Origin of the sequence: Paenibacillus sp. RC84, from assembly GCF_041260495.1 — a bacterium.
Lineage (GTDB): Bacteria > Bacillota > Bacilli > Paenibacillales > NBRC-103111 > Paenibacillus_F.
Window position 1 is genome coordinate 429,756 of record NZ_JBGBYL010000001.1, and the last position, 23,743, is coordinate 453,498.

At 56.8% G+C, this 23,743-nt stretch carries 22 protein-coding genes and 1 pseudogene; 18 read left to right on the top strand and 5 right to left on the bottom strand.

The genetic code is table 11. The features are described from left to right. Positions 1–28 precede the first annotated feature (28 nt). The 7 genes from ABH899_RS01925 to ABH899_RS01955 all read left to right on the top strand — a co-directional run bounded on the left by ABH899_RS01925 (position 29) and on the right by ABH899_RS01955 (position 7,099). The gene (locus tag ABH899_RS01925; protein ID WP_369993516.1) at positions 29–952 is read left to right on the top strand and encodes an ABC transporter ATP-binding protein; all 924 of its coding nucleotides are present in this window, start codon (positions 29–31) and stop codon (positions 950–952) included. Further along, positions 949–1,722, top strand: coding sequence for an ABC transporter permease (locus ABH899_RS01930; protein WP_369993519.1), 774 nt, complete (start codon positions 949–951; stop codon positions 1,720–1,722). The genes ABH899_RS01925 and ABH899_RS01930 overlap by 4 nt, the downstream gene beginning before the upstream one ends. Positions 1,723–1,846: 124 nt before the next feature. After that, on the top strand, positions 1,847–2,632 hold the full coding sequence (locus ABH899_RS01935) for a lytic transglycosylase domain-containing protein (protein WP_369993520.1): 786 nt from the start codon (positions 1,847–1,849) through the stop codon (positions 2,630–2,632). A gap of 230 nt (positions 2,633–2,862) precedes the next feature. Next, a complete protein-coding gene (locus ABH899_RS01940) occupies positions 2,863–4,029 on the top strand; it encodes a cysteine desulfurase family protein (protein ID WP_369993523.1) in 1,167 nt (388 codons plus the stop codon). A 2-nt stretch (positions 4,030–4,031) separates the two neighbouring features. After that, positions 4,032–5,249 carry a tRNA uracil 4-sulfurtransferase ThiI gene (gene thiI, locus ABH899_RS01945; protein ID WP_369993525.1) on the top strand — a complete coding sequence of 406 codons (1,218 nt, stop codon included), beginning with the start codon at positions 4,032–4,034 and terminating at the stop codon, positions 5,247–5,249. A 150-nt stretch (positions 5,250–5,399) separates the two neighbouring features. Then, the gene (locus tag ABH899_RS01950) at positions 5,400–6,071 is read left to right on the top strand and encodes a TerC family protein (RefSeq protein WP_009674003.1); all 672 of its coding nucleotides are present in this window, start codon (positions 5,400–5,402) and stop codon (positions 6,069–6,071) included. A gap of 203 nt (positions 6,072–6,274) precedes the next feature. Continuing rightward, complete coding sequence (locus ABH899_RS01955; protein WP_369993527.1) at positions 6,275–7,099, top strand: IucA/IucC family C-terminal-domain containing protein; 825 nt, start codon at positions 6,275–6,277, stop codon at positions 7,097–7,099. A gap of 307 nt (positions 7,100–7,406) precedes the next feature. Here the strand turns inward: ABH899_RS01955 and ABH899_RS01960 are convergent, their stop codons facing one another. Next, on the bottom strand, positions 7,407–7,898 hold the full coding sequence (locus ABH899_RS01960) for an MFS transporter (protein ID WP_349267304.1): 492 nt from the start codon (positions 7,896–7,898) through the stop codon (positions 7,407–7,409). Continuing rightward, positions 7,884–8,618, bottom strand: a pseudogene (locus tag ABH899_RS01965) (MFS transporter); the annotation flags it as partial. The pseudogene ABH899_RS01965 and the gene ABH899_RS01960, both read right to left, overlap by 15 nt. Positions 8,619–8,777: 159 nt before the next feature. On the opposite strand from ABH899_RS01965, the gene ABH899_RS01970 reads away from it, so the two are divergent. The 10 genes from ABH899_RS01970 (at position 8,778) to ABH899_RS02015 (ending at position 19,437) form a co-directional block, all read left to right on the top strand. After that, positions 8,778–10,511, top strand: a complete 1,734-nt coding sequence (locus tag ABH899_RS01970; RefSeq protein WP_369993529.1) for an alkaline phosphatase — start codon at positions 8,778–8,780, stop codon at positions 10,509–10,511. An 80-nt stretch (positions 10,512–10,591) separates the two neighbouring features. Continuing rightward, positions 10,592–11,371 carry an ABC transporter ATP-binding protein gene (locus ABH899_RS01975; protein ID WP_369993531.1) on the top strand — a complete coding sequence of 260 codons (780 nt, stop codon included), beginning with the start codon at positions 10,592–10,594 and terminating at the stop codon, positions 11,369–11,371. Further along, entirely contained in the window at positions 11,368–12,660 is a 1,293-nt protein-coding gene (locus tag ABH899_RS01980) for an ABC transporter permease (protein WP_369993533.1), read from the top strand. Before ABH899_RS01975 ends, ABH899_RS01980 begins: the two co-directional genes overlap by 4 nt. An 83-nt stretch (positions 12,661–12,743) precedes the next feature. Beyond that, positions 12,744–13,571 carry a hypothetical protein gene (locus tag ABH899_RS01985; protein WP_369993535.1) on the top strand — a complete coding sequence of 276 codons (828 nt, stop codon included), beginning with the start codon at positions 12,744–12,746 and terminating at the stop codon, positions 13,569–13,571. 228 nt (positions 13,572–13,799) lie between these two features. Next, on the top strand, positions 13,800–14,285 hold the full coding sequence (locus tag ABH899_RS01990; RefSeq protein WP_009671347.1) for a hypothetical protein: 486 nt from the start codon (positions 13,800–13,802) through the stop codon (positions 14,283–14,285). 353 nt (positions 14,286–14,638) lie between these two features. After that, a complete protein-coding gene (gene typA, locus ABH899_RS01995) occupies positions 14,639–16,480 on the top strand; it encodes a translational GTPase TypA (protein WP_009671334.1) in 1,842 nt (613 codons plus the stop codon). A 107-nt stretch (positions 16,481–16,587) separates the two neighbouring features. After that, a complete protein-coding gene (locus ABH899_RS02000) occupies positions 16,588–16,884 on the top strand; it encodes a YlaH-like family protein (RefSeq protein ID WP_369993538.1) in 297 nt (98 codons plus the stop codon). A gap of 50 nt (positions 16,885–16,934) precedes the next feature. Next, a complete protein-coding gene (locus tag ABH899_RS02005; RefSeq protein WP_326056342.1) occupies positions 16,935–17,210 on the top strand; it encodes a hypothetical protein in 276 nt (91 codons plus the stop codon). Between the two features lie 214 nt (positions 17,211–17,424). Continuing rightward, positions 17,425–17,877 (top strand): pyridoxamine 5'-phosphate oxidase family protein, encoded by a 453-nt coding sequence (locus ABH899_RS02010; protein WP_218228393.1) that lies wholly within the window; start codon positions 17,425–17,427, stop codon positions 17,875–17,877. A gap of 228 nt (positions 17,878–18,105) precedes the next feature. Continuing rightward, positions 18,106–19,437: a PhoH family protein gene (locus ABH899_RS02015; protein WP_369993540.1), complete on the top strand. Its 1,332-nt coding sequence runs from the start codon at positions 18,106–18,108 to the stop codon at positions 19,435–19,437. Between the two features lie 79 nt (positions 19,438–19,516). Here the strand turns inward: ABH899_RS02015 and ABH899_RS02020 are convergent, their stop codons facing one another. The 3 genes from ABH899_RS02020 to ABH899_RS02030 form a co-directional block, all read right to left on the bottom strand. Continuing rightward, a complete protein-coding gene (locus tag ABH899_RS02020) occupies positions 19,517–20,041 on the bottom strand; it encodes a hypothetical protein (RefSeq protein ID WP_369993543.1) in 525 nt (174 codons plus the stop codon). A 137-nt stretch (positions 20,042–20,178) separates the two neighbouring features. Next, positions 20,179–21,276, bottom strand: coding sequence for a coiled-coil domain-containing protein (locus ABH899_RS02025; protein WP_369993545.1), 1,098 nt, complete (start codon positions 21,274–21,276; stop codon positions 20,179–20,181). Positions 21,277–21,370: 94 nt separating this feature from the next. Next, positions 21,371–22,366: a hypothetical protein gene (locus ABH899_RS02030; RefSeq protein ID WP_369993547.1), complete on the bottom strand. Its 996-nt coding sequence runs from the start codon at positions 22,364–22,366 to the stop codon at positions 21,371–21,373. A gap of 91 nt (positions 22,367–22,457) precedes the next feature. On the opposite strand from ABH899_RS02030, the gene ABH899_RS02035 reads away from it, so the two are divergent. Continuing rightward, positions 22,458–23,624, top strand: coding sequence for a class I SAM-dependent methyltransferase (locus tag ABH899_RS02035; RefSeq protein WP_369993549.1), 1,167 nt, complete (start codon positions 22,458–22,460; stop codon positions 23,622–23,624). The last annotated feature ends 119 nt before the right edge of the window (positions 23,625–23,743 follow it).

Consider the following 23,743-nt stretch of genomic DNA (forward strand, 5'->3'; position numbering starts at 1 on the left):
CTAGTGCTGGATAGGATTGGAGGATTAAATGGAAACCGAACAAGCTATGGAACTGGTAGGCGTATCGAAAACGATAGGCGGAAAACCGATTATCAAGGACTTGTCCTTTTCCGTCCGGCGGGGGGAAATTTGCGGTTTTCTGGGACCGAACGGTTCCGGTAAAACGACGACGATCCGTATGATGGTCGGCTTGATGTCGATGAGCGCGGGCGAAATCCGGATTGCGGGCTTTCCCGTAAGGACACAGCGTTCCAAGGCGCTTGCCCATGTGGGCGCTATTGTCGAGAACCCCGAGCTGTACCCGTATATGTCGGGCCATAAAAATCTCGTCCACTTTGCCCGCATGGCGGCCGGACCCATACCGGCGGGACGGATGGAGGAAATCGTAGAGCTGGTCGGGCTGACCGACGCGATTCACGACAAAGTCAAAACGTACTCGCTCGGTATGCGGCAGAGGCTGGGAATCGCCCAGGCGCTTCTTCACCGGCCGACGGTGCTTATTCTGGATGAGCCGACCAACGGTCTCGATCCGGCCGGCATACGGGAGCTCCGCGATTATTTGCGCAATTTGGCCAAGACGGAATCGATTGCGATCCTCATCTCCTCCCACCTTCTGGCGGAGGTCGAGCTGATTTGCGACCGCGCCTTGATCATCCAGGAAGGCCGGCTTGTCGGCGAACGTATCGTTCGCGGCGGAGCGACCGCAGAGGATGAGCTGGTGCTGGTCGAATTCGAACTGAAGGGAATCGAGGCGGGAGAGCATACGGCCGGGGAATACGGGCTGCTGAAGCGCGAGAACGGGCTGTATACCGCCAATTTGTCCAAGTCGGCGATTCCGGAAATCGTGTCCCGGCTCGTCGGGCAGGGGATAGATGTGTATCAGGTGGCTATCCGCAAGCCGACGCTTGAAGACACCTTCCTCCAGCTGACGAAAGGAGAGGACAGCCGATGAAATTCCTTTCGCTCGTACAAAATGAAATCATGAAAATCACAAGCAAAAAATCGACTTGGATTTTCTATATCTTTCTGCTGCTGCTCAGTCTGTTTGTCGGTCTGCCCATTAAACTGTGGATTCCCGGCTATTCGGACGGCCACAATTATATCAGCTTTGCCGGCACCGTTTTTATGGTCTGCTCGCTGTTTGTTACCTTGTTTGCCCTTGTTCTTGGGGCGCAGACGGTGACGGAAGAGTACAAGGACGGAACGATCAAGCAGCTGCTGATCCGCCCGGCCGGCCGGACAGCCATTCTGCTGTCGAAGTACACCGCCTGCGTAATTATGGTGCTCATTGCTTACGCGGTTCTTTTTCTGAGCTCCATAGCGGCAGGGGCCGCACTGTTCGGGACGGCCGAGCTGCCTGACGAGCATTTTATCGTGCTGTCCAGCTCGTACTGGTACTCGCTGCCCGACATGCTTTTCATGTTCACACTCGCCTTCTTTATCGCGACGGTTTTCCGCAGCAGTGCGCTGGCGATTACGGTATCCATTGTCATGAATCTGGCGGGTTCGGCTTTTGCCGCCCTGCAATACAACTGGGCACGGTACCTGATATTCAACAATACGAACTGGAAGATCTATGATCCCGATCCTCTTGTCAATCCGGGTACGCCGCCTCCTTTCCCGGGAATGACCTTTGGGTTTTCACTGACGATTTATGTGCTGCATCTGGTCGTTCTCCTGGGCGTTACGATCCTGGTCTTCCGGAAAAGAGACGTGGCCTGAGCGAATAATTCCGGCTGCGAAGCCGGATTTTCGTCAAATTTGGCAAAAGGGTTCAAAACGGAACGATTTGTGCCGATATAAGGCTTATAATTTGCTTATGGGCTTACAAACGGGGATGAGAAAAATGGTGTCTATTGATCCGCGATTGATGAAAGAACTTTTAAAACTGGAAATGCTGAACAAATCGACGTTGTTTTCCGGCGCCGGCGGAGCAGCGTCGGGTGCCTCCGAATCCGGCGAGGAATTCAGCTCGCTCCTCAACACGCTTCTCATGGAGCAAGGCGGCCTGTCCGCCGATCCGGCCGGGGAGGATGTGCTCGGCATTCTGCCGCTGGAAGCGCTGCAGGGCGCGTGGACGGGCTCGGCAGGCGCGGTTCCCGCTGCCGCCGGCACGGGCTTAAGCGTTCAGCGGCAGGCGAAGGCACTCCGTTCCTACGAAACGGCCGCCGGAGCCGTACAAGCTTCTCTGCCCGCTTCCGCGCGCGAAGCGGCTTACGACGCTTACATCGTACAAGCGAGCGAGCGTACGGGCGTAGATCCCGCCCTGATTAAAGCGGTGATCCGCCAGGAGTCCTCCTTTAACCCGAATACGGTTTCGAGAGCGGGAGCCAAGGGGCTTATGCAGCTGATGGACGGCACGGCAAACGGACTGGGCGTCACGAACGCCTTCGATCCGCAGCAGAATATCCAGGGCGGAGCGCAGTACTTGTCCTACCAGCTTAAGCGTTTCGACGGAAATGTCGGCGTCGCTTTGGCGGCCTATAACGCGGGACCCGGACGGGTCAACAAGCTGGGGATCAAAAACGATTCCGATTTACTAGAGAAAATGCATCTGCTGCCGAATGAAACCCAGCAGTATGTGAAAAAGGTTATGAATGCCAAGGAACGGTACGACCGGGAATTTACTTAAGCCTTAATAACGTTGGAAAGAAGCGGTTTCTCCGGCTGGAGAGGCCGCTTCTTTCTTTTTTTTCAGAAGGTCCGGCAAGGTGCGGAAGCGATCTTGGAAAAGGCAATCGGCTTGCTTTGATGATAAAGGCGGCTTGTGTTCGGGGTGGTTTTGCGATTTAATGAGGAATATGCACGTGACAGGCACAACCCTTAACGCGATCTTTTTTCTATTAGAAAGGACAGAGATAGATGCTTTATTTGGATAACGCGGCAACAACCCAGCCTTACAAGGAAGTGGCGGAGACGGTTGCGGACGTGATGCTCCAGCATTTCGGCAATCCGTCTTCGATTCATAAATTCGGCCTGGACGCCGAGAAACTGGTTAAAAAGAGCCGCGAGGTGATTGGCTCCGCTCTTAAGGCCCGGCCGGAAGAAATCATTTTTACGTCGGGCGGTACGGAGAGCAGCAATCTGGCCATCAAAGGAGCGGCTTACCGGTACCGCAGCCGGGGCCGTCATCTGATTACAACAGCTGTCGAGCACGCTTCCGTAACGGAAGCTTTCCGTCAATTGCAGGCGGAAGGCTTTGAAGTGACGGTTCTTCCCGTAGACGAAACGGGCCAAGTCCGTGTGGAGGATGTGAAGGCGGCCGTCACCGGGGAGACCATTCTCGTCAGCGTCATGCATGTGAACAACGAGATGGGGCGGATACAGCCGATCGGAGAGATCGGCCGGTGGCTGCGCGAGAAGCAGACCGTGCTGTTTCATGTGGACGCCGTACAGGGAGTAGGCAAGCTGCCTCTTTCTCCGGACGAGCTGGGGATCGACCTGATGAGCGCGTCCGCTCACAAGTTCAAAGGCCCCAAAGGAGCGGGCTTCCTCTATAAGCGGACGGGCATCGACCTTCAGGCCCAGCTTGCCGGGGGAGGCCAGGAGCAGGGAATACGCTCCGGCACCGAGAACGTGCCCCTGATCGTCGGGATGGCTAAAGCGCTTCGGATCGCCACCGATAATCTGGAAGAAGACATCCGGCGTAAGCGGGCTTTCCGCACCATTGCGGTCGAAGGCATTCTCGGGCTTCCCGAGCTGGCTCTGACAGGCTCCCGCGATGAGGAAGACATGGCGCCCCATCTCGTTCATTTTACTTACCCGGGCATGAATTCCGAAGTTGTCGTACATGCTTTGGAGCAGCGGGGCATATATATATCAACGAAGTCGGCTTGTTCTTCGGGAGAGCCGGAGCCCAGCAAAGTGCTGCTCTCCATGGGGCTGGACCGGGCGCATGCTTCAAGCGGCCTGCGGGTCAGTTGGACCGAAGAGCATTCGGAAGAGGATGCCCGCCGGTTCGTAGAAGCGCTCCGCGGCGTAATCGCCGATCTCGTACCGGTGTCTGCGCGGACGAAAGGGGGACGCTGATCATGCTGTCTCCTTTGAAGCCCGATCTGCTGCTCGTCCGTTTCGGAGAAATGATGCTAAAGGGCAAAAACCGCTCGCGGTTTGAAAAAAAGGTCGTCAGCCAGCTCCGCGGCGTTCTTGCGCCCTTTGCGCAGGTCAAGCTGGTGACCGAATACGGCCGGGTGTATATCCGGCTCTCCGATGCGCCCGCCGAAGATGTAGGCAAAGCCGTCTCGAAAGTGTTCGGTATTGAAACATACAGTCCCGTGTACACGGCTCCATCCGACAGCGAAGCGATTCAGGCGGTGGCGGTCGCGCTTATGAAGAAAGTCGTGAAGCGTCCGCAGACGTTTAAAGTGGAAGTCAAGCGCGTGGATAAAAGCTTTCCGTTCGATACGCCGGAAATGAACCGGATCGTCGGCGGCGCCGTGCTCCGGGCTTGTCCGGAGCTCAGCGTAGATGTGCGCAGCCCCGAAACGACCCTGCGGGTGGAGCTTCGGGAGAAAGGGGCGCTGCTGTTCGTGGAGACCTTCGAGGGAGCGGGCGGTTACCCGCTCGGAACGAACGGCAAAGCCGTGCTCCTGCTCTCCGGCGGGATCGACAGCCCGGTGGCGGGCTGGCAGGCGATGCGCCGGGGGCTTGAACTGGAAGCGGTGCATTTCCACAGCTTCCCGTACACGAGCGAGCGGGCCAAGGAGAAGGTGATCCAGCTGGCCCGCAAGCTGTCCGCCTACAGCGGCGGAAGCATCAAGCTGCACCTCGTGTCTTTCACCGAGGTGCAGACGTCGATTTATGCCGCGTACAAGGACAATCTGCTCGTCACCATTCTCCGCCGCGCCATGTACCGCATTGCGGAGACGATTGCGGAGCGGGAGAAGGCGCTGGCGCTGGTGACGGGAGAAAGTCTCGGGCAGGTGGCGAGCCAGACGCTGCCGAGCTTGAATGCGATCGGCCGGGCCGTATCGCTTCCTGTCCTGCAGCCTTTGATTGCGACGGACAAGAAGGAGATCATCCGCATGGCCGAGCAAATCGATACGTATACGTTATCGATTCAGCCTTACGAAGACTGCTGCACGCTGTTCCTGCCGCCGTCGCCGAGCACCAACCCGAACCTTCGGGTCATCGAAGCGATCGAAAGAGGCTTTCCGCAGCTAGAGGAATGGATCCTGCGGGCCGCGCAGGAGGCGGAAACCGTCGTCGTGACTCCTGAGGATGAGGCGGAGGAGGACGCCTATTTCTGATTTCTTCCGTCACGAACGGATGAGGAAAAGGAAGGGGTGTCCGATCCGGCGATATGAGGCGGAGGCAGGCTGCGGGCAGCTTTAAGCTCTAGGCTTAGGCGGCTTTGCTCTGACTACGAGTGGAGCCTGAAGCGGAAGGGGAGAAGCGGTGTGCTCGAACAGCTTGGACTGTTTCTGCAAATCATGCTGATCAACATCGTACTCAGCGGAGACAACGCCGTCGTCATTGCGATGGCAAGCAAAAATCTGCCGGCCGCGCAGCGCAGGCAGGCCGTATGGTGGGGAGCGTTCGGCGCGATCGCCCTGCGGCTCATTTTGACCATTATCGCCGTGGGCGTTCTGAAAATCCCCTTTATCCAGGCGGCAGGCTCGGTATTCCTTCTCTGGATCGCCGTGAAGCTGCTGATGGACAACGATGCTCATTCGTCCGTCCTGCAGGCCAGCACCCTGTCGAAGGCGGTCTGGACGATCATTGCGGCCGATTTCGTCATGAGTTTGGACAATGTGCTGGCGATTGCCGCCGCTGCCGGGAATAATCTGACCATTCTGATCCTGGGGATCGGGCTGAGCATTCCCATCATCATCTGGGGAAGCGCCGTTGTCGTGGAGCTTCTGGAAAAGATGCCGGTGCTCATTTACATGGGGGCGGCCGTTCTGGGCTTTACCGCCGGAGAGATGTTCCTCAGCGATGCGAAGCTGAGCGGTTGGCTTCTTGGGGAATGGCCGCATTGGCCGGTTCCGTGGCTGGGGGCCGTTCTGGTCGTTGGCATCGGTCTCTTGAAAAAATGGCTGCTTCCGGCCAAAAGAAAAACCGTGTTCTGACAGGGCATCGCAGTTTAGCCTGCTTTTCCAAGGTGTATGCGGAGTCTGATCATTCAAACGGCCGGTCCTTCAGGGGCCGGTCTTTTCATGCTGTGTACGATATGGTAAACTGTTCATCAGTGATAATGGTTCTCATTTATGAGAAGTCGTTGTAAACAGGATTCTGCCGACCCGGCAGGCTGATTTTACAGGGGGTGAGAGATGTGCAGACGGAAAACCATCACGCATGGACGGAAGATCCGGCGAAATTCCGGGAATTTTATGCCAAACAGTTTCGCGTCATTCTAGGCGGAGAGAAACTCCTTGAGAAAACGACTGGAGGAAGCGATTTTTTGCAGGAAGGCTTGCAGGAAATGATCGGGCATTACAAGGACGTGTATAAAACCGAACACCTTCGCGCAATCGGCGCCACTCTATCGAGCTACCTGAGCCTGATACCGGCCGCTTTTCTTCACGCCATGTCGCACCATAACATCGCTTTGCCGCTGGATCCGGCTTCAACGTCCATCCAGTATGATCAAGAATCGTTCTACCTGCATCTGCAGGGAAGCCCCTCAACCTTTGCGGTGCCGGAACTTTCGCGGGAAGAGAGGCGGGCACATTTGGTCGGCGGCTTGTTCGACTCTTATATGAAGCCCGTGTCTCAGAGGCTCCGGGAACTGACGGGGATAGATAAGCATTCCCAGTGGTCATACGCCGCATTAACGTTGCATAGAAGCTATCAAAATTGGATGGATACGGCTGCCACGGAGGAGCTTAAACTCCTTCTCCGGGAAGACTATGAATATATCGTCGGAGTCTCGGACCCTGCCTGGTTCGAATGTTCGGGAATCCGGGATCGGCATCCGCTGGATCTTCCTTTCAAGTTTGTGCCCGACGTGTATAACGCAGGCAAAACAGTGCGCATGAAATACCGCTGCTGTCTGTATTACAAGCTGACGGGCACCTACTGCTACACGTGTCCGGCCATTACGGAAGAACACCGTTCACGCCGTGCGGAAGAAATTATTTCGGCCCGAAGCAAGTAGACTGCGGGCAAGCCGGCTGCATCTGCAATCCCGGCCGTTTCACGCGCCTCACGCGCCTCACGCACCTCACGCACCTCACGCACCAAAAACCGCCGCTGCTCCCGGAGTAACGGCGGTTTTATTTGGGTTCGGGTAATTTGGCGAGCCTGCCCCTAATGCAGGGCCAGCTTGCAGCGGCTGTGGTGCAGGCGGTTGACGGCGCCATGCGATGTCGCACGGTGCGCCGGGACCCTGCCTGCGCGGGATTGTCAGCCGTTTTGTTCTTTGCGGCGTGCCCCGAGTTTACCGGGCGTCTGGTTAAGCCGCTTTATGCCGCTTTAAGCTGCGCGCTTTTGCGCCGTGTCAGCAGCAGATAGACGCTGTAAATGACGATCAGCAGCACGATGAGCAGCACGGACCAGCGGTAGGCGGCCCCGTAGCTGCCGACAAGAGAAGCGAACGCGCCAAGAAGCATCGAGCCGGTCCCGATGCCCAGATCGTTGGCGGAGTAGAACGTGCCGTTGGCCGCTCCCCTTCTGGAAGGCTCCGTCCGGTCGATCGTCCACGCCAGCAGGGCGGGCTGCACGGAGCCGAATCCCGCTCCGAAGACAGCCGCAGCTGCGGCAAGCGACGACGCGGAATGGGCGTAGGAGAGCAGCCACAGACCCGCGCCGGTAAAGAAGGCGCCCGGAAACAGCACCCACGCCGGCCCTTTGCGGTCATAGACCAGTCCCGTCAGCGGACGGGTGATCAGCAGCATGACCGCATTGCAGACGAAGAACCAGCCGACGTTGCCGATACCGGCTTCCTTACCGAACAGGGTGAGGAAAGTGACGATTCCGCCGTAGCAGACGGCCGTACAGAACAGCAGAAGGGACGGAAGCAGCGCCCCCGGCTCGATCAGCCCTTCGCGGAACCCGCGCCATGAGAAGGGGCGGGAAGAAGCGGGTGGTTTTTTACGCCCCGATCTGATAAACAAGGAGAGCAGCAAAGCCGAGAAAGAGAGGACGGTGGAGAAAATGAACAACGGGTGAAAGCCGTACTCCGCGGCGATCCACAAGCCCGTCAAGGGGGCCAGGGCCATCGCCATCGTATTGGACAATCCGTAGATGCCCATCCCTTCGCCCCGGCGCTCGGAAGGGATGATATCCGAAATCACTGTCCCAAGCGAGGTGGTGGAAATTCCCCAGCCGATTCCGTGAATAAATCGGAGCGCGAGCAGCATGGCGACAACGGCGGCCGCCGAATAACCGAGCACGGCCAGCCCGCACAAGGCGAGCCCCGCGGAAAGCACATGCCTCCGGCCGATCGTGTCCAGCGCTCGGCCCGCGAACGGGCGCGTCAGCAGAGAGGCGACGGTAAAAGTACCCATGGCAAGCCCGATCTGGGTCTGCCCGCCGCCGATCCCGGCCGCATAAAGCGGAATGGTCGGAATGAGCAGCTGAAAACTGAAAAATAAAAGCAGGTTCGAAAGGGAGGTTACCGCAAAGTCTCGGGTCCAGAGCGGTTTTTTCTTGGATTTCCGGTTCGTAGCCATCTCCGTTCTCCTGTCCTTCTGGTTACCGGTAGTATCCCCTTTTTACATCGGCTTAATAGTATCCCCTTAATTTAACAAACTTGCGCGTTTTCTTTTAACTGTCGGAAATAGTAAAGCCGTACGATGAGACTTGTTGGGAACTTAAAGTCGGAGGGGATTCTTTTGAAAAAGATCATTCATCGTTCGATGATTGCCGGAACGGCAATCGCACTTCTTCCATTCACGCTGGCAAGCGGCGTACTGGCCGCAGGCACAACGGCTGCAGAGAAAGAACAGAAGGCGGTATCCAAGAACGTGATCGTGCTGATCGGCGACGGAATGGGACCGGCCCAGGTGTCGGCCGGACGTACGTTTTCCAAAAATAAGCTGGGCAAGGATCATTTGGAGCTCGACTCCTACTACGTCGGACAAGCCACTACCTATGCGGACCGGGGAGAAGACGGCGGCACAGTCGTTTCCGGTGAAGTGACGGACTCCGCTTCGGCGGGAACGGCTTTCGCAACGGGCAATAAAACATACAACGCCGCGATCAGCGTTTCGAACGAAGACGTGTCCAAGCCGTTCGCTTCCGTGATCGAAGCTTCCGAGCTGGCGGGCAAAGCGACGGGACTCGTCACCACCGCCCGTATCACTCACGCTACACCGGCCGTTTACGCCTCTCACGTGCGCAACCGCGACAACGAGAGCGCCATCGCGTCCCAATATTTGAACGACGGGAATGTGGACGTGCTGTTCGGCGGCGGCAAGCAGTTTTTCCTGAGCAAGGACGAGAAGGGCAAGCGGACGGACAAAACGATCATTCCGGACTTCGAAAAAGAAGGCTACAAAGTCGTGTACGACAAGCAGGGGCTGTCATCGCTGGACGGCAAAACCGGAAAAGCGCTCGGCCTGTTCGGAAACTCCCACGTGGATTATGTGCTGGACCGCACGAACACCGTCCCTAATCTCGCGGAAATGACCAGCAAAGCGATCGACATTCTTTCCGCCAATCCGAAAGGATTTACGATGATGGTGGAAGGCGGACGCATCGACCATGCGGGTCATGCGAACGATCTGCCGTCCGTCGTGCAGGAAATGCTCGATTTCGACGCAGCGGTTAAAGTCGCCATGGAATTTGCGAAAAAAGACGGCAACACGTCCGTCGTCGTAACGGCGGATCACGAAACAGGCGGTCTCTCGCTTTCCCGTGACAACATTTACGAGATCAACGTGGACGCTTGGGACGACCAGCAAAAATCGTCGGAGCTGATCGGCGGAGAGCTCAAAAACGCCAAAACCGTCGAAGACGTGAAAGCGCTCGTAGCTAAATATACCGGCCATACGGATCTGACCGACGACGAAGCGAAATTCATTCTCGCCGGAGACGGCTCTTCGTACAAGCAGGAAGGCGCATTTAACGCCGTAATGTCCAAGCGCTACCTTGTAGGCTGGTCCGGACACGGTCATTCCGCCGTCGACGTGGGCGTATGGGCTTACGGTCCTATCGCCGAGAAGGTCAAAGGCCAGATCGACAACACTGAGATCGCGCGCGCCGTGGCTTCCGTGGCGGGTATCGATCTGAAAGCGGCGACAGACAAGCTGCAGAGCGAATATGCGTACCCGAAATTCAAAGTGACCCGCGAAGGCGCGGTACTTTATCCGGCCAGAGCGCTGGCTGAAACGCTGGGCGCCGAAGTGAAATGGAACGGAGATGCACGCGAAGTCGTTCTGAGCGCGGGCGGCGTCAATCTTTCCGTAAACATCGATACGCAGGCAGCGGCCTTGAACGGCCAGCCAAGCGGCTTCAAAGCGAACATCGACAACAACGTCCTCTATCTCCCGCTGGAAGCATTCAACCAGCTTACGGGCAAAAACTTGACATGGGACGCGCTCTCCGAGCGGATCAAGCTGAAATAATCGGCCGGGCGGAGCAGTACCGGCATCATCCGACGGACAGGGGCATGAAGCTCCTGTCCGTTTTCAATGGAGGCTGATACATGATGATTAAGCTTACAGGCGTTAAAAAACAGTTCCGGCTGCCCGGCGAAGGGAAGCTCCCCATTTTATCCGTTCCGGAATGGGAAGTGGGGGAAGGCGAGCAGCTTGCGTTAACCGGTCCCAGCGGAAGCGGCAAAAGTACGCTGCTCCATCTGCTCTGCGGCGTACTCGCCCCGGACGAAGGGCAGATAACTGTCGACGGTGTGCCTCTTCATGCCCAATCCCAGGCCCAGCGCGACCGCTTCCGTTCCGAGAAGGTCGGAATCATCTTTCAGGATTTTCACCTTATGGCCTCGCTGACGGCCAGGCAGAACGCGGAGCTGGCCCTGCCCGTGAAAATGCCTAAACCGCGTAAGCGGGAACTCACAGCGGAATGGTTCGAACGCGTCGGGCTGTCCGACCGGATGAATCATCTGCCCGGTCAGCTGTCCCGCGGACAGCAGCAGAGGGTGGCGATGATCCGAGCCCTGATCCGCAGCCCGAAAATCGTGCTGGCCGATGAGCCGACGGGAAGCCTGGACCGGGAAACGGCCGAGGACGTGATGCGGCTTCTCCTCGAGCTTACCGCATCCTCGAATGCGACGCTGCTGGTCGTGACCCATGATCTCGAGCTGGCGGCCGGGTTCCGGACAAGGACGCACATCGGGGAGCTTAACGAGTGGTACACGCCGAAGGAAGCGATCCGTCCGGCAGGCGGGCCAGGTCGTGACCGTATTTTGCCGGGAGATATAGCTGAACCCTCGGGGACGTCCGGCTGGAAAGGGGAAAAGCTGGGATGAGTGTTTTCCGGGTTATCTGGCGCAATGCGCTTCATCGTAAGACGTTATCGGTCTTAACGATGCTTTCGGTCGCCTTGACGGCCGCTTTGCTGCTCTTCGTGCTGATGTGGAACGAAGGCGTGGAGAAAGGCGCCGAGAAAGGATACGGTCCTTTTGAGATTACGATGGGCGCGGAGGGGAGCAAGACCCAGCTTGCGATGAGCACCTACTATCATATCGGGGCGCCGACCGGGAATATTCCGAACGCCTTATACGAGCAGGTGAAGAAAGAAGCCGAGGCGGAGGAAGTTTTCGCCATAACGACGGGAGATAATCTGAACGGTTATCCCATAGTCGGCGTAGACGCCCGGTATTTCGCCGTCCGGTACGGAGATAAACAGCTCGCGTCAGGAAGCTTGTACGGCGGGCTCGGGGAAGCGGTTATCGGTTCGCATGCCGCCCGTACGCTCGGCTTGAAAGTGGGAGATACGTTCAAGGGCGAGCACGGCCTTGTCCATTCCGCCGAAGCGGCGGGAGAGCATGCGGAGGAGCACCATGAGGAAGAGAGCGGGGGGCATGCGGACGCAAGCCATGAGGGCGCACAAGGCGATCATAACGGGCATGACGAACATGACGAACATGACGAACATGAAGCTTTCTCGTACAAAGTCGTCGGCATCCTGCCGCCTCTGCACTCTCCCGACGATCGTGCCGTGTTCACGACACTGGACTACGCCTGGGCGGTCCACGGGGAAGCGGCGCAGCACGACCGCGAAGTGACGGCGCTTATGGTGAAGCCGAAATCGCTTCTCGGCGCCCAGGCGCTCAAAAACAAATACGACGCAATGACGGGCCTTCAGGCCATGTATACCGGCAAGGCCGTAGCGGATGTCGTCAATGTGGTGGATAAAGGCACCCAGGTCGTGCAGATCGTTACGTACCTTTGCGTCCTTCTGGCCGCTTTGACCCTGCTGCTGTCTTTGCTGGCGGCGGCAAGCGAACGCCGCAAAGATGTCGCGCTGCTGCGCCTGATCGGCAAACCGGGACGATACGTGTGGGCGGCGCTTGTCGGCGAAGGGGTTTTTCTGACCGCGGGAGGTCTGCTTGTCGGCCTTCTGCTCGGCCATAGCGCCGGAGCCGCCGGAAGCTCCCTGCTGTTTGACTTCGCGGGAATCCAGATCGATCCATGGTCTCTTGCGCCCGGCGAGCTGCTGCTTGCGGGAGGAGCCGTCCTGCTCGGCATAGCCGCTTCGGCGATTCCGGCCTGGCAGGTTTACCGGGTGGACCCCCTGTATCTGTTCCGTTCCTGAGCCGGTAGCAAGCAGCACCGCAGCCGCATGATCCGTAAAGACCGGACAGCAATTCCATTCCCTTATGTAGGAGGAGATCCATAATGAAGTATACCCGCACGGTTTTGACGATTCTCGCCGCCGCGCTCCTGACATCCGCCTGCGGCAAAGAAGAGGCGCCGAAGACTGCCGCGCAGTCGTTCGGCTCCGCATCGGCCGCGCAGACGCCGGCAGACGCCGCCGCGTCCCCGTCCACGGCCGCGCCTCCCGCGGGAAGCGCCGCGCCGGAGGGGACGCCCGCCCCGACCGGCACAGGCACAGGCGTCCCGGGCGGCCTGCCGCCGGCTGCCGGCGATGCGGGCGGAGCGCCCGCCCCGTCCGCATCGCCCGGAACGGCCCCGCGGCAGAGCCCTGCGGCGCCGGGCGCGGCTCCTTCCGACGGCACGGCCGCCGGGACCGCTCCTGCGGCAAGCGCGCCGCCGCAGAAGAATGCGTCCGCAGGGACTGGCACTGCGGACAAGGCTCCGGCCGCCGCGAAGCCGACGGCGGCCCCGGCCAAATCTTCGTCCCCCGTGCTGAAGTGGACGGAGTTCTTCGACGACGAGAAACAGGCGACGCCGTCGAATAAATTCTGGGATCTCAACGGCAAAAGCGTAGAGATCCGCGGGTTTATGGGCGAAGTCCTGTCCTTCGACAAGCACTGGTTTCTGCTCATTCCCGCGCCAGGGGCGGAATGCCCTTTTGACAACGGGGACGAGACTTACTGGAACAAGATTATGATCGTATTCGTGCCGAAGGAGACGAAGCTGCGCTACACGTCAGGTCCCCTTAAAATCAAGGGCAGACTCGACGTGGGCATTAAAGTCGACGAGTCCGGCTACAAAACGATGTTCCGGCTCTACGACGCCTCTTTTGAATCGATAAAAGAATAGCTTCTCCGCATTTCCGCCCGAGGATTGGCTCTAGCCAGCATTTCCCGTTTGCGATAAACTGGAAATAAAAAGCGTGTCGATACCGGGCGGAGTTGCCCGCGGACGCGGAAGGGCGGGCTGCCAGGCTTCCAAGATGGGAGATACCGACAAGGAAACCTCGCCGCAATTTCCGGCAATCCGCAGATCCGCTATCCGTCAAGGTGTCGTCCGAATACAGGGGGATCGCAGATGTCGAACAAACCGTTATCTATGGGAATCATTCTTGTCGGGGTGGCTCTAGTTCTGCTGCTCGGAAAAATCGGCGTTTTCACGTTCATCGGGGCGCTTTTGTGGCCGCTTGTGCTGCTCGTGCTGCCCGGCCTTGTGCTGCACGCCCTCGTCTTCAACCGGACATTGCCATCCGCGGCGGTTTTTCCGGGCGGCGTTCTCGTTACGTACGGCATCCTCTTTTTCTTGTGCAGCCTGTTCGGCTGGGGCCTCATGTCCATTTTGTGGCCGGGATTCATTTTCGGGATCGCGGTCGGGCTCTATGAACTCGTCTATTTCGAAAAAGGCAGGGATAACGGGCTGCGGATGATTGCCATCGGACTCGCGCTCGTCTCCGTAGTGCTGCTGCTCTTCAACCTGGTGTTTACGGTGAGCATCTACGTGTTTATCGTGCTTCTGCTGGCGGCAGGCGTCGTACTGATCGTATCGGGCAAAAGAATCTGGTAGCGTGTAAAATAGAGTGGAAATCGGAGGAGAAAACCTCTTTTACTGCCGAAAAATCTTGCTTTTAGAAGTTCTATCGCGTATAATCGGAACGTTGTAGCGTCGGAATGCATCCGGCGCTTATTTTGAAACAGAGCCCGGTCGGATGCTTTTACGGTTCTTGCAGCCGTCCCGGCAGACCGCCCGGTTTACAAAGCTGTCAAAGCTGTCTCAGACAGGCATGTTCCCCGGAACGGCCGAGGCTTTAGGCTTACGGCCTTCCGCGTCACATACGGTATCACAACGTTTTTGCCAAGCATCACGGCTTTGCCATTCAATAAAAGCGCGCAGCGCCCAAGGAGAGAGGACCTACCTTTATGTTTCCCAGAGAGAAAATCCGCAACATCGCGATCATTGCCCACGTTGACCACGGTAAAACCACGCTAGTTGATAAGCTGCTCCAACAGTCCGGTACATTCCGCGAGAACGAAGCCGTTCAGGAACGCGCCATGGATTCCGGCGATTTGGAACGGGAACGCGGCATCACCATTCTTGCCAAAAATACGGCCATTAACTATAAAGACCACCTGATTAACATCATGGATACTCCCGGACACGCCGATTTCGGCGGAGAAGTGGAACGGATTATGAAAATGGTTGACGGTGTTCTTCTGGTCGTCGATGCTTTTGAAGGAACGATGCCTCAGACGAAGTTCGTGCTTCGTAAAGCACTCGAGCAGAACCTGACTCCGGTTGTCGTCGTGAACAAAATCGACCGTCCGAACGCTCGCCCGCTCGAAGTCATTGATGAAGTGCTGGATCTGTTCATCGAACTGGGCGCCAATGACGATCAGCTGGAATTCCCGGTTGTTTACGCATCCGCTCTGCAGGGCACGTCCAGCTTGGAATCTGATTCTCAAGGCGAGAATATGCTGGCTCTTTACGAGACGATCGTCAGCCATATCCCGCATCCGACGGAAAGCGTGGACGAGCCTCTTCAATTCCTCGTTACCCTGATGGACTTCAACGAATATCTCGGAAGAATCGGGATCGGCCGTGTGAACCGCGGTATCATCAAGCAAGGACAGCCCGTGGCCGTTATGACCCGCGAAGGCGGAATGAAGCAGGCGCGCATTGAGAAACTGTTCGGTTTCCAAGGCTTGAAGCGTGTTGAAATCGAGCAGGCGGGCGCCGGTGACATTATCGCCATCTCCGGTATTAAGGACATCAACATCGGTGAAACGATTGCCGATCCGGCTAACCCGGAAGCACTGCCGGTTCTGAAAATCGACGAGCCTACTCTGCAAATGACGTTCATCGTCAACAACAGTCCTTTCGCAGGCCGCGAAGGCAAATGGGTGACATCCCGCAAGCTTCGCGAGCGTCTGTTCAACGAGCTGGAAACGGACGTTTCCCTGCGTGTGGAAGAAACCGACAGCCCGGATATGTTTATCGTATCGGGACGCGGCGAGCTTCACCTCGGTATTCTCATCGAGAATATGCGCCGTGAAGGCTTCGAGCTTCAAGTTTCCAAGCCGGAAGTCATTATTCGTCAAATCGACGGCCAGAAAATGGAGCCGATCGAGCGTCTTCTGATCGACGTACCGGAAGACAGCATGGGCGCCGTAATGGAAAGCCTCGGAACGCGCAAAGCCGAAATGGTGAACATGGTGAACCACGGCAACGGCAACGTTCGCCTTGAATTCCTGATCCCGGCCCGCGGCTTGATCGGTTACCGGACGAACTTCCTGACGCTGACACGCGGTTACGGCATCATGAACCATGCTTTCGACAGCTACGGCCCTTATGCCGGCGCGGGTGTCGGCGGCCGTCACGAAGGCGTGCTGGTTTCCATGGAGAACGGTGTAGCCACCACTTACGGCCTGATGTCGATCGAAGACCGCGGTACGCTCTTCGTAACGCCGGCTACTGAAGTGTACGAAGGCATGATCGTTGGCGAGCATACGCGCGATAACGATATCGTCGTTAACATTTGTAAAGAAAAACAGCTTAACAACATCCGTTCCGCAGGGAAAGACGATACCGTTAAGCTGAAAGTTCCGAGAATCTACTCTCTGGAGCAGGCTCTCGAATATTTGAACGATGACGAGTATTGCGAAATCACGCCGAAGTCGATCCGTCTTCGCAAGAAGATCTTGAACAAGAACGAGCGTGAACGTGCGGAGAAGCAGCGCAAAACCGCTGACGCCAACGCGTAAGCTTAACTGAATCCATCTTTTCACCTACGAAGGGAAATAAGCGGGAATTTGTGTTCCTTCGCCTTATTTCCCTTCTTTTTTAACTATACAAAGGGGGTTGCAGCGTAATGTACCAATGGTTCGCCGAAAATTTTTGGCTGACGTGCCTCATCATCTTCATCATGATGTCCTTCGTGTATAACAAGGTTTTCCGTACACGGAGACTGCCGGTTTTGAAAGCGCTGATCGTTTACGTCCTGCTTGCGCTTGGTTCGTTTATGCTTACGTTTTTCCAGGTGCTCGGACCGCAAATTCCGATTGTCCCTTCGCTCGCCGTAGCGATTTTACTTATGCTGATTCTGCGGATCCGTTATTTTGTCGAGGGAAGACGCAAGAAGAAGGACCCCGGACAAACGGGTCAGTAACGACGACAAGGTTGTGCCAAATTTGATTTCAAACCGGGGGGCCGAATTCTATGACGCTTCAGGACGCTTTGTTCAACTGGCTGCAGATCCGCATTGTGGCCGATGCAAGACCTCTTGACGAGGCGGCAGGGAAAACGGCCGACTTCTTCGAAGAGATTTTGCGGGAAGATCATGGTGTAAGCGAATTTGAAAAGACAGAAGCGGACGAGTACCGTCTTCGGATCGACTATGTGCGGCAGGGGGAGAAGCATTCCGTCTTTTTCGACCGTGAGCATGCCGGGCGCCTGCTTGCCGATATCGGTTCCAACCCCAAATATAACGAATAACTAACGCTCTTTTTCACGCCCGGATAGACAAGGGTGACATATCTTCCTTGTGGAGACGAATACAATGGTTGTATCTGTCGCTAAAGGAGTGTGAATCCGTGCCTGACCGCTGTTGTACATAGCGTGAAGCTTTTTCCATATGATATAATGAAATCAGGCGGGCCTTGGTTCGCTAACAGCACTTATTTAAAATGATGCAGGAGGCGCTGCAGGCATGGCGGAAGAAATTACAGCTCTCTCGGAACAATTGATTGCGGAATTTCACAAGGAAAAGCTCGTCCTGCTGCATACGATCGACTCGGAAACGGGAGCGCCTACGGCCAATGCCATTTCGTGGGTATATGCACCGGACCCGGGGAGAATACGCTTTGCTGTTGACAAGCGCTCCCGTCTGATTGCTAACTTGGAGAAAAACCCGTCGGCTACCGTGACGATGATTGCCGCGGGGACCGTACACGCTATTTACGCGGAAGCCGCGCCGGCGGCCGAAGTTCTTGAAGGGGTTCCCTTCAAGCTGGCCTGCTATGATCTGAATATACGTGTCGTTCGCGACGCGATGTTCTACGGCGCCCGTATTTCCGTAGACCCTGAATTCGAGAAAACTTATGACAAACGTGCAGCCGACAAGCTGGACGGACAAGTATTTGAAGCGATGAAAAAAGCCTAGGCACTTTTGTGCCCGGGCTTTTTGTCACTTTGGCGCTTTGTCTGAAAATGCCGCTTTCTGCGGAATCGGGGGATGCGGGCGGACGACGGGAAAGAACCGAGAGCTGGATGTAGCCGCCGTAACCGCCGGATACCGATCCGCGGAAAGGATGTAAACCTGTAGCTTTTCCCCAGGGGCCGTATCGTGGTAACCCCGTAAACATTACAGATTCGGGAGGGAATTTCGGGAATGAAAAAAATTTTCGTGCTCGATACCAACGTACTGCTGCAGGATCCGAACGCGATGTTTTCTTTTGAAGATAACGAGGTCATCATTCCGGCCGTCGTGCTGGAGGAGATCGATTCCAAGAAGCGCAACGCCGACGAAATCGGACGCAACGCCCGGATGGTTTCCAGACTGCTGGACGCGATGCGGGCACGGGGGCGGCTGCATGACGGAATTACGCTCGACAGCGGAGGCAGCCTGAAAGTGGAGCTGAATCACAAGAGCTTCAATAAAATGCAGGAAGTCTTCGCCGAGGTGACGAACGATAACCGGATTATAGCGGTGGCGCTTAATTACCGGACGGAGGAACAGACGAAATCCGAGCCGCGGCCCGTCATTCTGGTCAGCAAGGATACGCTCGTCCGTATCAAGGCGGATGTGCTCGGTCTGACCGCGCAGGACTACTTGAGCGACCGTGTCGTGTCCGACCACGAAATGTATGCGGGCGCCACGACGCTTCATGTTCATCCGTCCGTCATCGACGAGTTTTACTCGTTCCGGTTTCTGAGCGTGCCTACGCTGAATCTGGGCTACCGGCTCAATCCGCATGAATTCGTCATTCTCCGGGATGAGCTGGGCACCTCGAAATCGGCGCTGCTCAAAACGTCTTCCGACGGCAAAAAGCTGGAACCGCTCTTCTTGTCGAACGAACCGGTGTGGGGAATCGCCGCACGCAACGCTCAGCAGCGGATGGCATTGGAGCTGCTTCTGAACGACGACATTTCCTTCGTCACCCTTTCGGGCAAGGCCGGCACCGGCAAAACGTTGCTGACGCTGGCAGCGGGACTGCTTAAAGTGGAAGACGAGCGTAAATACAAAAAATTGACGATCGCGCGTCCTGTCGTTCCGATGGGGAAAGATATCGGCTACCTGCCGGGTGAGAAGGACGAGAAGCTCCGGCCTTGGATGCAGCCGATCTACGATAACCTGGAATTTCTCTTCGATACGAAAAAAGCGGGCGATATCGAGAAAATACTCGCCGGGCTCGGCAGTATTCAGGTCGAAGCTCTGACTTATATCCGTGGACGCTCGATTCCGGGACAGTTCATTATTATCGATGAAGCTCAGAATCTTTCGAAACACGAAGTGAAAACGATCGTATCCCGGGTAGGCGAAGGCAGCAAAATCGTTCTGCTGGGAGATCCCGGTCAGATCGATCATCCTTACCTGGACGCGGCCAGCAACGGTTTGACCTACGCGGTCGAGAGGTTCAAGCAGGAAGAAATCAGCGGACACGTCACGCTGGAAAAAGGTGAGCGCTCCCACCTCGCCCAACTGGCGGCCGATCTGCTGTAGCGTATAACAAAAGCGGCGGGCCTAAAGCCCGCCGCTTTTTGCTGTGCCTGCCGGAGGTTTCCGGTACAGCATTCGTTAATCATGAGATGATAAAATGCACCGTACAGCCGTAAGCGCGGGCAGTCCGGTCCATCAGTTCGTCATGCTGGCGGTCAACCACGAAGTGAAGACCGTCCGCTTCGTGAAACCGGGCGATCACGTATTCGTCCATCTGCCGCCGTGCCAGCTCCGGTTCCGCTTCGGATGCGGTTTTCATGGGCGAATCCGGATCTTGTACAGCACCCGTTCCGAGACGGAAGACGGCGATGCCGGGTTCGTACAAGTACACGTGTCCGGCTCTGCTTTCAAACCCGTAGTCCGAAAAATAACCCGTCCGTTCCGCATGGGGAGGAAGCAGCACGAGATTCATCGTCTCGGCTTCATAACCGTGCCGGCTGACCAGCTCCTTAGCTTGGTCAAGCTCTTCTTCGCGGTTAAAAACAAACACTTCCTTATCCTGATCGAACAGCTCGACCGTCTCTTTGAGCTCGGGATCAAACGGGGCGAAATCAGCCGCTGATCCGTCTTGGCGGAAATCCACGATAAGGGCAGGCTTAAGCTGCATAATCAATTCCTCGCTTTCGTATCCGGCGCATTCTCGTTAACCCGAAGATGGACCTTCTTCCCGAGCACCTCATCATCCTTACGGCCAATAAACCATTGACCTTACAAAAGCGACGGATCATGCCAGACGGGATCGGTCTACCAGTTTAGCCCGAGTTTAATGGCCAAAAGTCCGTCTTCCAGGGTAATCTGTTCCACGGAAACGAAGGAGAAGAGCTTCTTCGGATAAATGCGCAGATTAAATTCCTTTTCCAGTGACTTACCCGTTGTATCCGGCAGTTTAAACCCGTTAAACACTAATTCCTGCACCCGGAAGGCGATGACGGGCTGGTCACCGTCTTTTTCCATTTCGTAGGTGCCCTTTATGGAGACGTCCATATCGTCCTTGGTGCCGAAGGCCATGACACCGTCCGGCTTAAACTGAAACGTTAGATCGTCGAACTTGCTGTCTTTGCTGCGAAGGAACGCGTTAAGCTGATGGTCGGTCATTTGAAATTTGCCGCCGCCCGTTTCCAGGGTCAAATGACTGTCCTTACCCCCGGGTGTCAGCAGCTCCGGGAAATAATCCATCACACCGGCCAGCGACCGGAAATACGTACGGAACAACGGCAGTCCTTCCTGTGCCCAGCGGCCGTTGAGTTCCTGGATTAGAGCGAGAATCAGTTCGCTCCTTCCGCTTGCGTCCAGTTCCCGGTTCAGCTCGGACTGAAGAGCGAGAATCCGCTCCTTTTGCTTAAGATAATTTTCTTTGGTTTTCTGCAAATCGGTGCGCTGATTCGCCAATTTCGTTTTCATGGCGCCCAGCTCGCGGTAGGCGTCCTGATGAGCCGTCAGCGAACGGTGATCATGATCGAGAATGATGTCCAGATACTCGTACGTTTTGAGGAGATCCGGCAGCGAACGGACCGACAGCAGGACGGACCAGAGCGATTCACGCTCGCCGGCATAATAGGAGCGGATGACCTTGCCCGCCCGTTTTTTCGCATCTTTAACGACGATTTCCTGGGCGGCGATCTTTTTCTCTGTATCGGTCAGCTGACCGCCGAGCTTCATGTCTTCCTCCGCGAGGCGGGCGATTTCACGGTCGATTTCATGGACCGTCAGCCCTTTCTGCAGAAGAGCTTCGGTTTCTTTCTTTTCCGCTTCCGTCCTGTTTTCCGCATGAACCGGAACAAAAAGGAGGCTTGTCCCGAACAGAAGGGTGCAGAAGGTGAGGGTGAATTTTTTCAAAATCATGTGGTGACCCCTTTAATTCCGAAATTATCCCATTCTATGAGAACGGGTTCAAAAAAATACTTACCTCCCCCAGGCGGAAAGTAAGCAGCATGCTCTATTGTTTGCCGGCGCTGCCAAGACTCTTGAGAACTTCATCGATAGACTTGATTTGCCGGGGCAGCGGCTTCCGGAATTCCGGTGTTTGGTTAACGGCATCGAAAGACTGATGGAAGGAAAAAGTCTGGGCGGATGCGGACGATTTATTCCCTCCGGGGCCGGTAAACTTAAATTCCATCTCGAGCTTCCGTAAAAAACCTTCCTTGTCGACAAGGACCGTCCATTTGCCTGGGGCGGATAATTTAAACGAACTTGCCGAACGCCTAAATTCGGCGGCCTGCGCATCGGAAATAAGCCCGTTTGATTTCAGCGCTTCCAGGAAACGGGGGAGCTTCTCCTGTACCTTCTTATTCCAGGCGCCGGCGTTCATGCGTGTTACGGAGGCTGTGTACGACTGGGCAGCCGAACCGTCTGTCAGCTTGACTTCCCCGTCATGCTCAAACCAGGCCTCGTCGGCCCCTTCCTGCAGTAGCTTGGACAAATCGGAAGAAAGCCGGGAGAGATGCTCCAGCGCGGGAGAAGCCGCGGCTTTCGCAGCCGTGCCCGTCTTATCCCCTGCGGAAGCCGGAGAGTCCGGGGGCAGCCCCAGCCGTGTCACGAAATATTCGTTATCCGGGTTAAGAAGTGGCATATGGAAAAACAATTTGTTATCTTGGAAAAGAAGAGGGACCGTCAGTTCGGCCGAACCGCTCCGTGAAGCTGCCTTCAGATCGGATTCCCACCGGACCGGATTTAAGGAAGCGGCGCCTTTCCATTCCAGCTTGCTGTCTTTGAGAAACGAAAACAGCTGCCCGGGCAGTGTGGACGAATCCCCTGCCGGAAGCCCGTCCAGGTGAAGATCGGCCCCGCCCGCGAAAGCGAAAGCGTTCATCTCCGCCTGCTTGTGCAGGGCGCCTTTAACGGCAGCCTTGGCAGCTTCGCGGTCCGAACAGCCCGATATGAGAACGGCGGGAATGGCAATGGCTATAGAAAGTGAAATGAGTGCTTTGAACATGCTGGGAATCCCCTTCCTTTTCTACCTTTTCTATTATATCTATTCAGGTTCTATTTGTCTTTATCCCTACAATTTTCCTGGAGGCGAGAAAATGAGCGGATTTAACGGTCATAGGGGCATTCCTTCGGGAACCGGAGAAACGGAGGCGGAGGCCGGTCATCCGGAAATCGTCGCGATTTTGAAAAGAAAAATAGAAGAAGAGGGGCCTCTTCCTTTTCGGGATTATATGACGATTTGTCTGTATCACCCGGAGTTTGGATATTACCGCCGCGAAGAACCCAAAATCGGGCGGGACGGGGATTTTTACACGAGCTCCAATCTGGGAAGCATGATGGGAGAGATCATCGCCGGCGAGCTGCTGGCTTTTGCCGAGAGCGTGCCGTCCGGCAGCCCCGTCGAATTCGTCGAATTCGGCGGAGGCACGGGCCGGCTGGCCCGGCAGGCGCTGGACGCGCTGCGCAGCCGCAGCCCGAGGCAGTACGCGTCCGTTTCGATCACGGCGATCGAATCGAGCGCGTACCACCGCGCCCTGCAGCGGGAGTCGCTGCGGGAGCATGCGGACCGCCTCCGGTTCCTGACGGAGGCGGAGTGGCTTGCCGAGCCGGCCGGCGGCGGAGTGTTCGCCGTCGCCAACGAGCTGGCGGACGCGATGCCGGTGCACCGCGTCCGCTGCCGGGACGGCCGGCTCGAGCTAGGTGCGGTCGGATGGGACGACCGCACGGGTTTTACCGAGCGGTGGCTGCCGCTCGGAGAAGACCACCCGGCCGCGCTGTATCTCGGCCGCGAGGGGATCCGCCTGGCCCACGGGCAGCAGGCGGAAGTGAATCTTGGCGCGGGGGAGTGGATCACCCGCGCCGGGGGGCGCATCCGCAGCGGACGGATGCTGCTGGTGGACTACGGCGATACCGCCGGAGAGCTCTATGCGTCCCACCGGATGAACGGGACGCTGATGTGCTACCGGCGGCATATCGCCGATGACAATCCTTACGCCGCCGCGGGGCGTAAGGATATAACCGCGCACGTCGATTTCACGGCGTGCATGCGTGCGGCCCGGGCGGCGGGATGGACCGTCGCCCGTTACGAGACGCAGCGCGAGTTCCTCGTGCGCGGCGGTATCCTCGGCCGGCTCGTGGAGCATGCCGGCCGGGATCCGTTCAGCCCGGAAGCGAAGGCGAACCGGGCGATCCGGCAGCTGCTCATCAGCGACGGGATGAGCGAGCTGTTCAAGGTGCTGACGCTTGAACGAGAAGAAAGCTGAATCCGCGATTGAAGTACGCGGAAGCTGATTTTCCCGGTACGCATTGCGGTGTCTTAATGCGGTAATCATCCGGCAGTTTTTGCCCGATCCCTTCGGAGTCAGACGATCGCCGACCGGAA

Coding starts and splice junctions, on each gene's coding strand:
- typA (WP_009671334.1), top strand. CDS start 14,639: ATGTTTCCCAGAGAGAAAATCCGCAACATCGCGATCATTGCCCACGTT.
- ABH899_RS01985 (WP_369993535.1), top strand. CDS start 12,744: ATGAAGTATACCCGCACGGTTTTGACGATTCTCGCCGCCGCGCTCCTG.
- ABH899_RS02030 (WP_369993547.1), bottom strand. CDS start 22,366: ATGTTCAAAGCACTCATTTCACTTTCTATAGCCATTGCCATTCCCGCC.
- ABH899_RS01980 (WP_369993533.1), top strand. CDS start 11,368: ATGAGTGTTTTCCGGGTTATCTGGCGCAATGCGCTTCATCGTAAGACG.
- ABH899_RS01975 (WP_369993531.1), top strand. CDS start 10,592: ATGATGATTAAGCTTACAGGCGTTAAAAAACAGTTCCGGCTGCCCGGC.
- ABH899_RS01990 (WP_009671347.1), top strand. CDS start 13,800: ATGTCGAACAAACCGTTATCTATGGGAATCATTCTTGTCGGGGTGGCT.
- ABH899_RS01925 (WP_369993516.1), top strand. CDS start 29: ATGGAAACCGAACAAGCTATGGAACTGGTAGGCGTATCGAAAACGATA.
- ABH899_RS02020 (WP_369993543.1), bottom strand. CDS start 20,041: ATGCAGCTTAAGCCTGCCCTTATCGTGGATTTCCGCCAAGACGGATCA.
- ABH899_RS01940 (WP_369993523.1), top strand. CDS start 2,863: ATGCTTTATTTGGATAACGCGGCAACAACCCAGCCTTACAAGGAAGTG.
- ABH899_RS02025 (WP_369993545.1), bottom strand. CDS start 21,276: ATGATTTTGAAAAAATTCACCCTCACCTTCTGCACCCTTCTGTTCGGG.
- thiI (WP_369993525.1), top strand. CDS start 4,032: ATGCTGTCTCCTTTGAAGCCCGATCTGCTGCTCGTCCGTTTCGGAGAA.
- ABH899_RS02015 (WP_369993540.1), top strand. CDS start 18,106: ATGAAAAAAATTTTCGTGCTCGATACCAACGTACTGCTGCAGGATCCG.
- ABH899_RS02010 (WP_218228393.1), top strand. CDS start 17,425: ATGGCGGAAGAAATTACAGCTCTCTCGGAACAATTGATTGCGGAATTT.
- ABH899_RS01935 (WP_369993520.1), top strand. CDS start 1,847: ATGGTGTCTATTGATCCGCGATTGATGAAAGAACTTTTAAAACTGGAA.
- ABH899_RS02035 (WP_369993549.1), top strand. CDS start 22,458: ATGAGCGGATTTAACGGTCATAGGGGCATTCCTTCGGGAACCGGAGAA.
- ABH899_RS02000 (WP_369993538.1), top strand. CDS start 16,588: ATGTACCAATGGTTCGCCGAAAATTTTTGGCTGACGTGCCTCATCATC.
- ABH899_RS02005 (WP_326056342.1), top strand. CDS start 16,935: ATGACGCTTCAGGACGCTTTGTTCAACTGGCTGCAGATCCGCATTGTG.
- ABH899_RS01930 (WP_369993519.1), top strand. CDS start 949: ATGAAATTCCTTTCGCTCGTACAAAATGAAATCATGAAAATCACAAGC.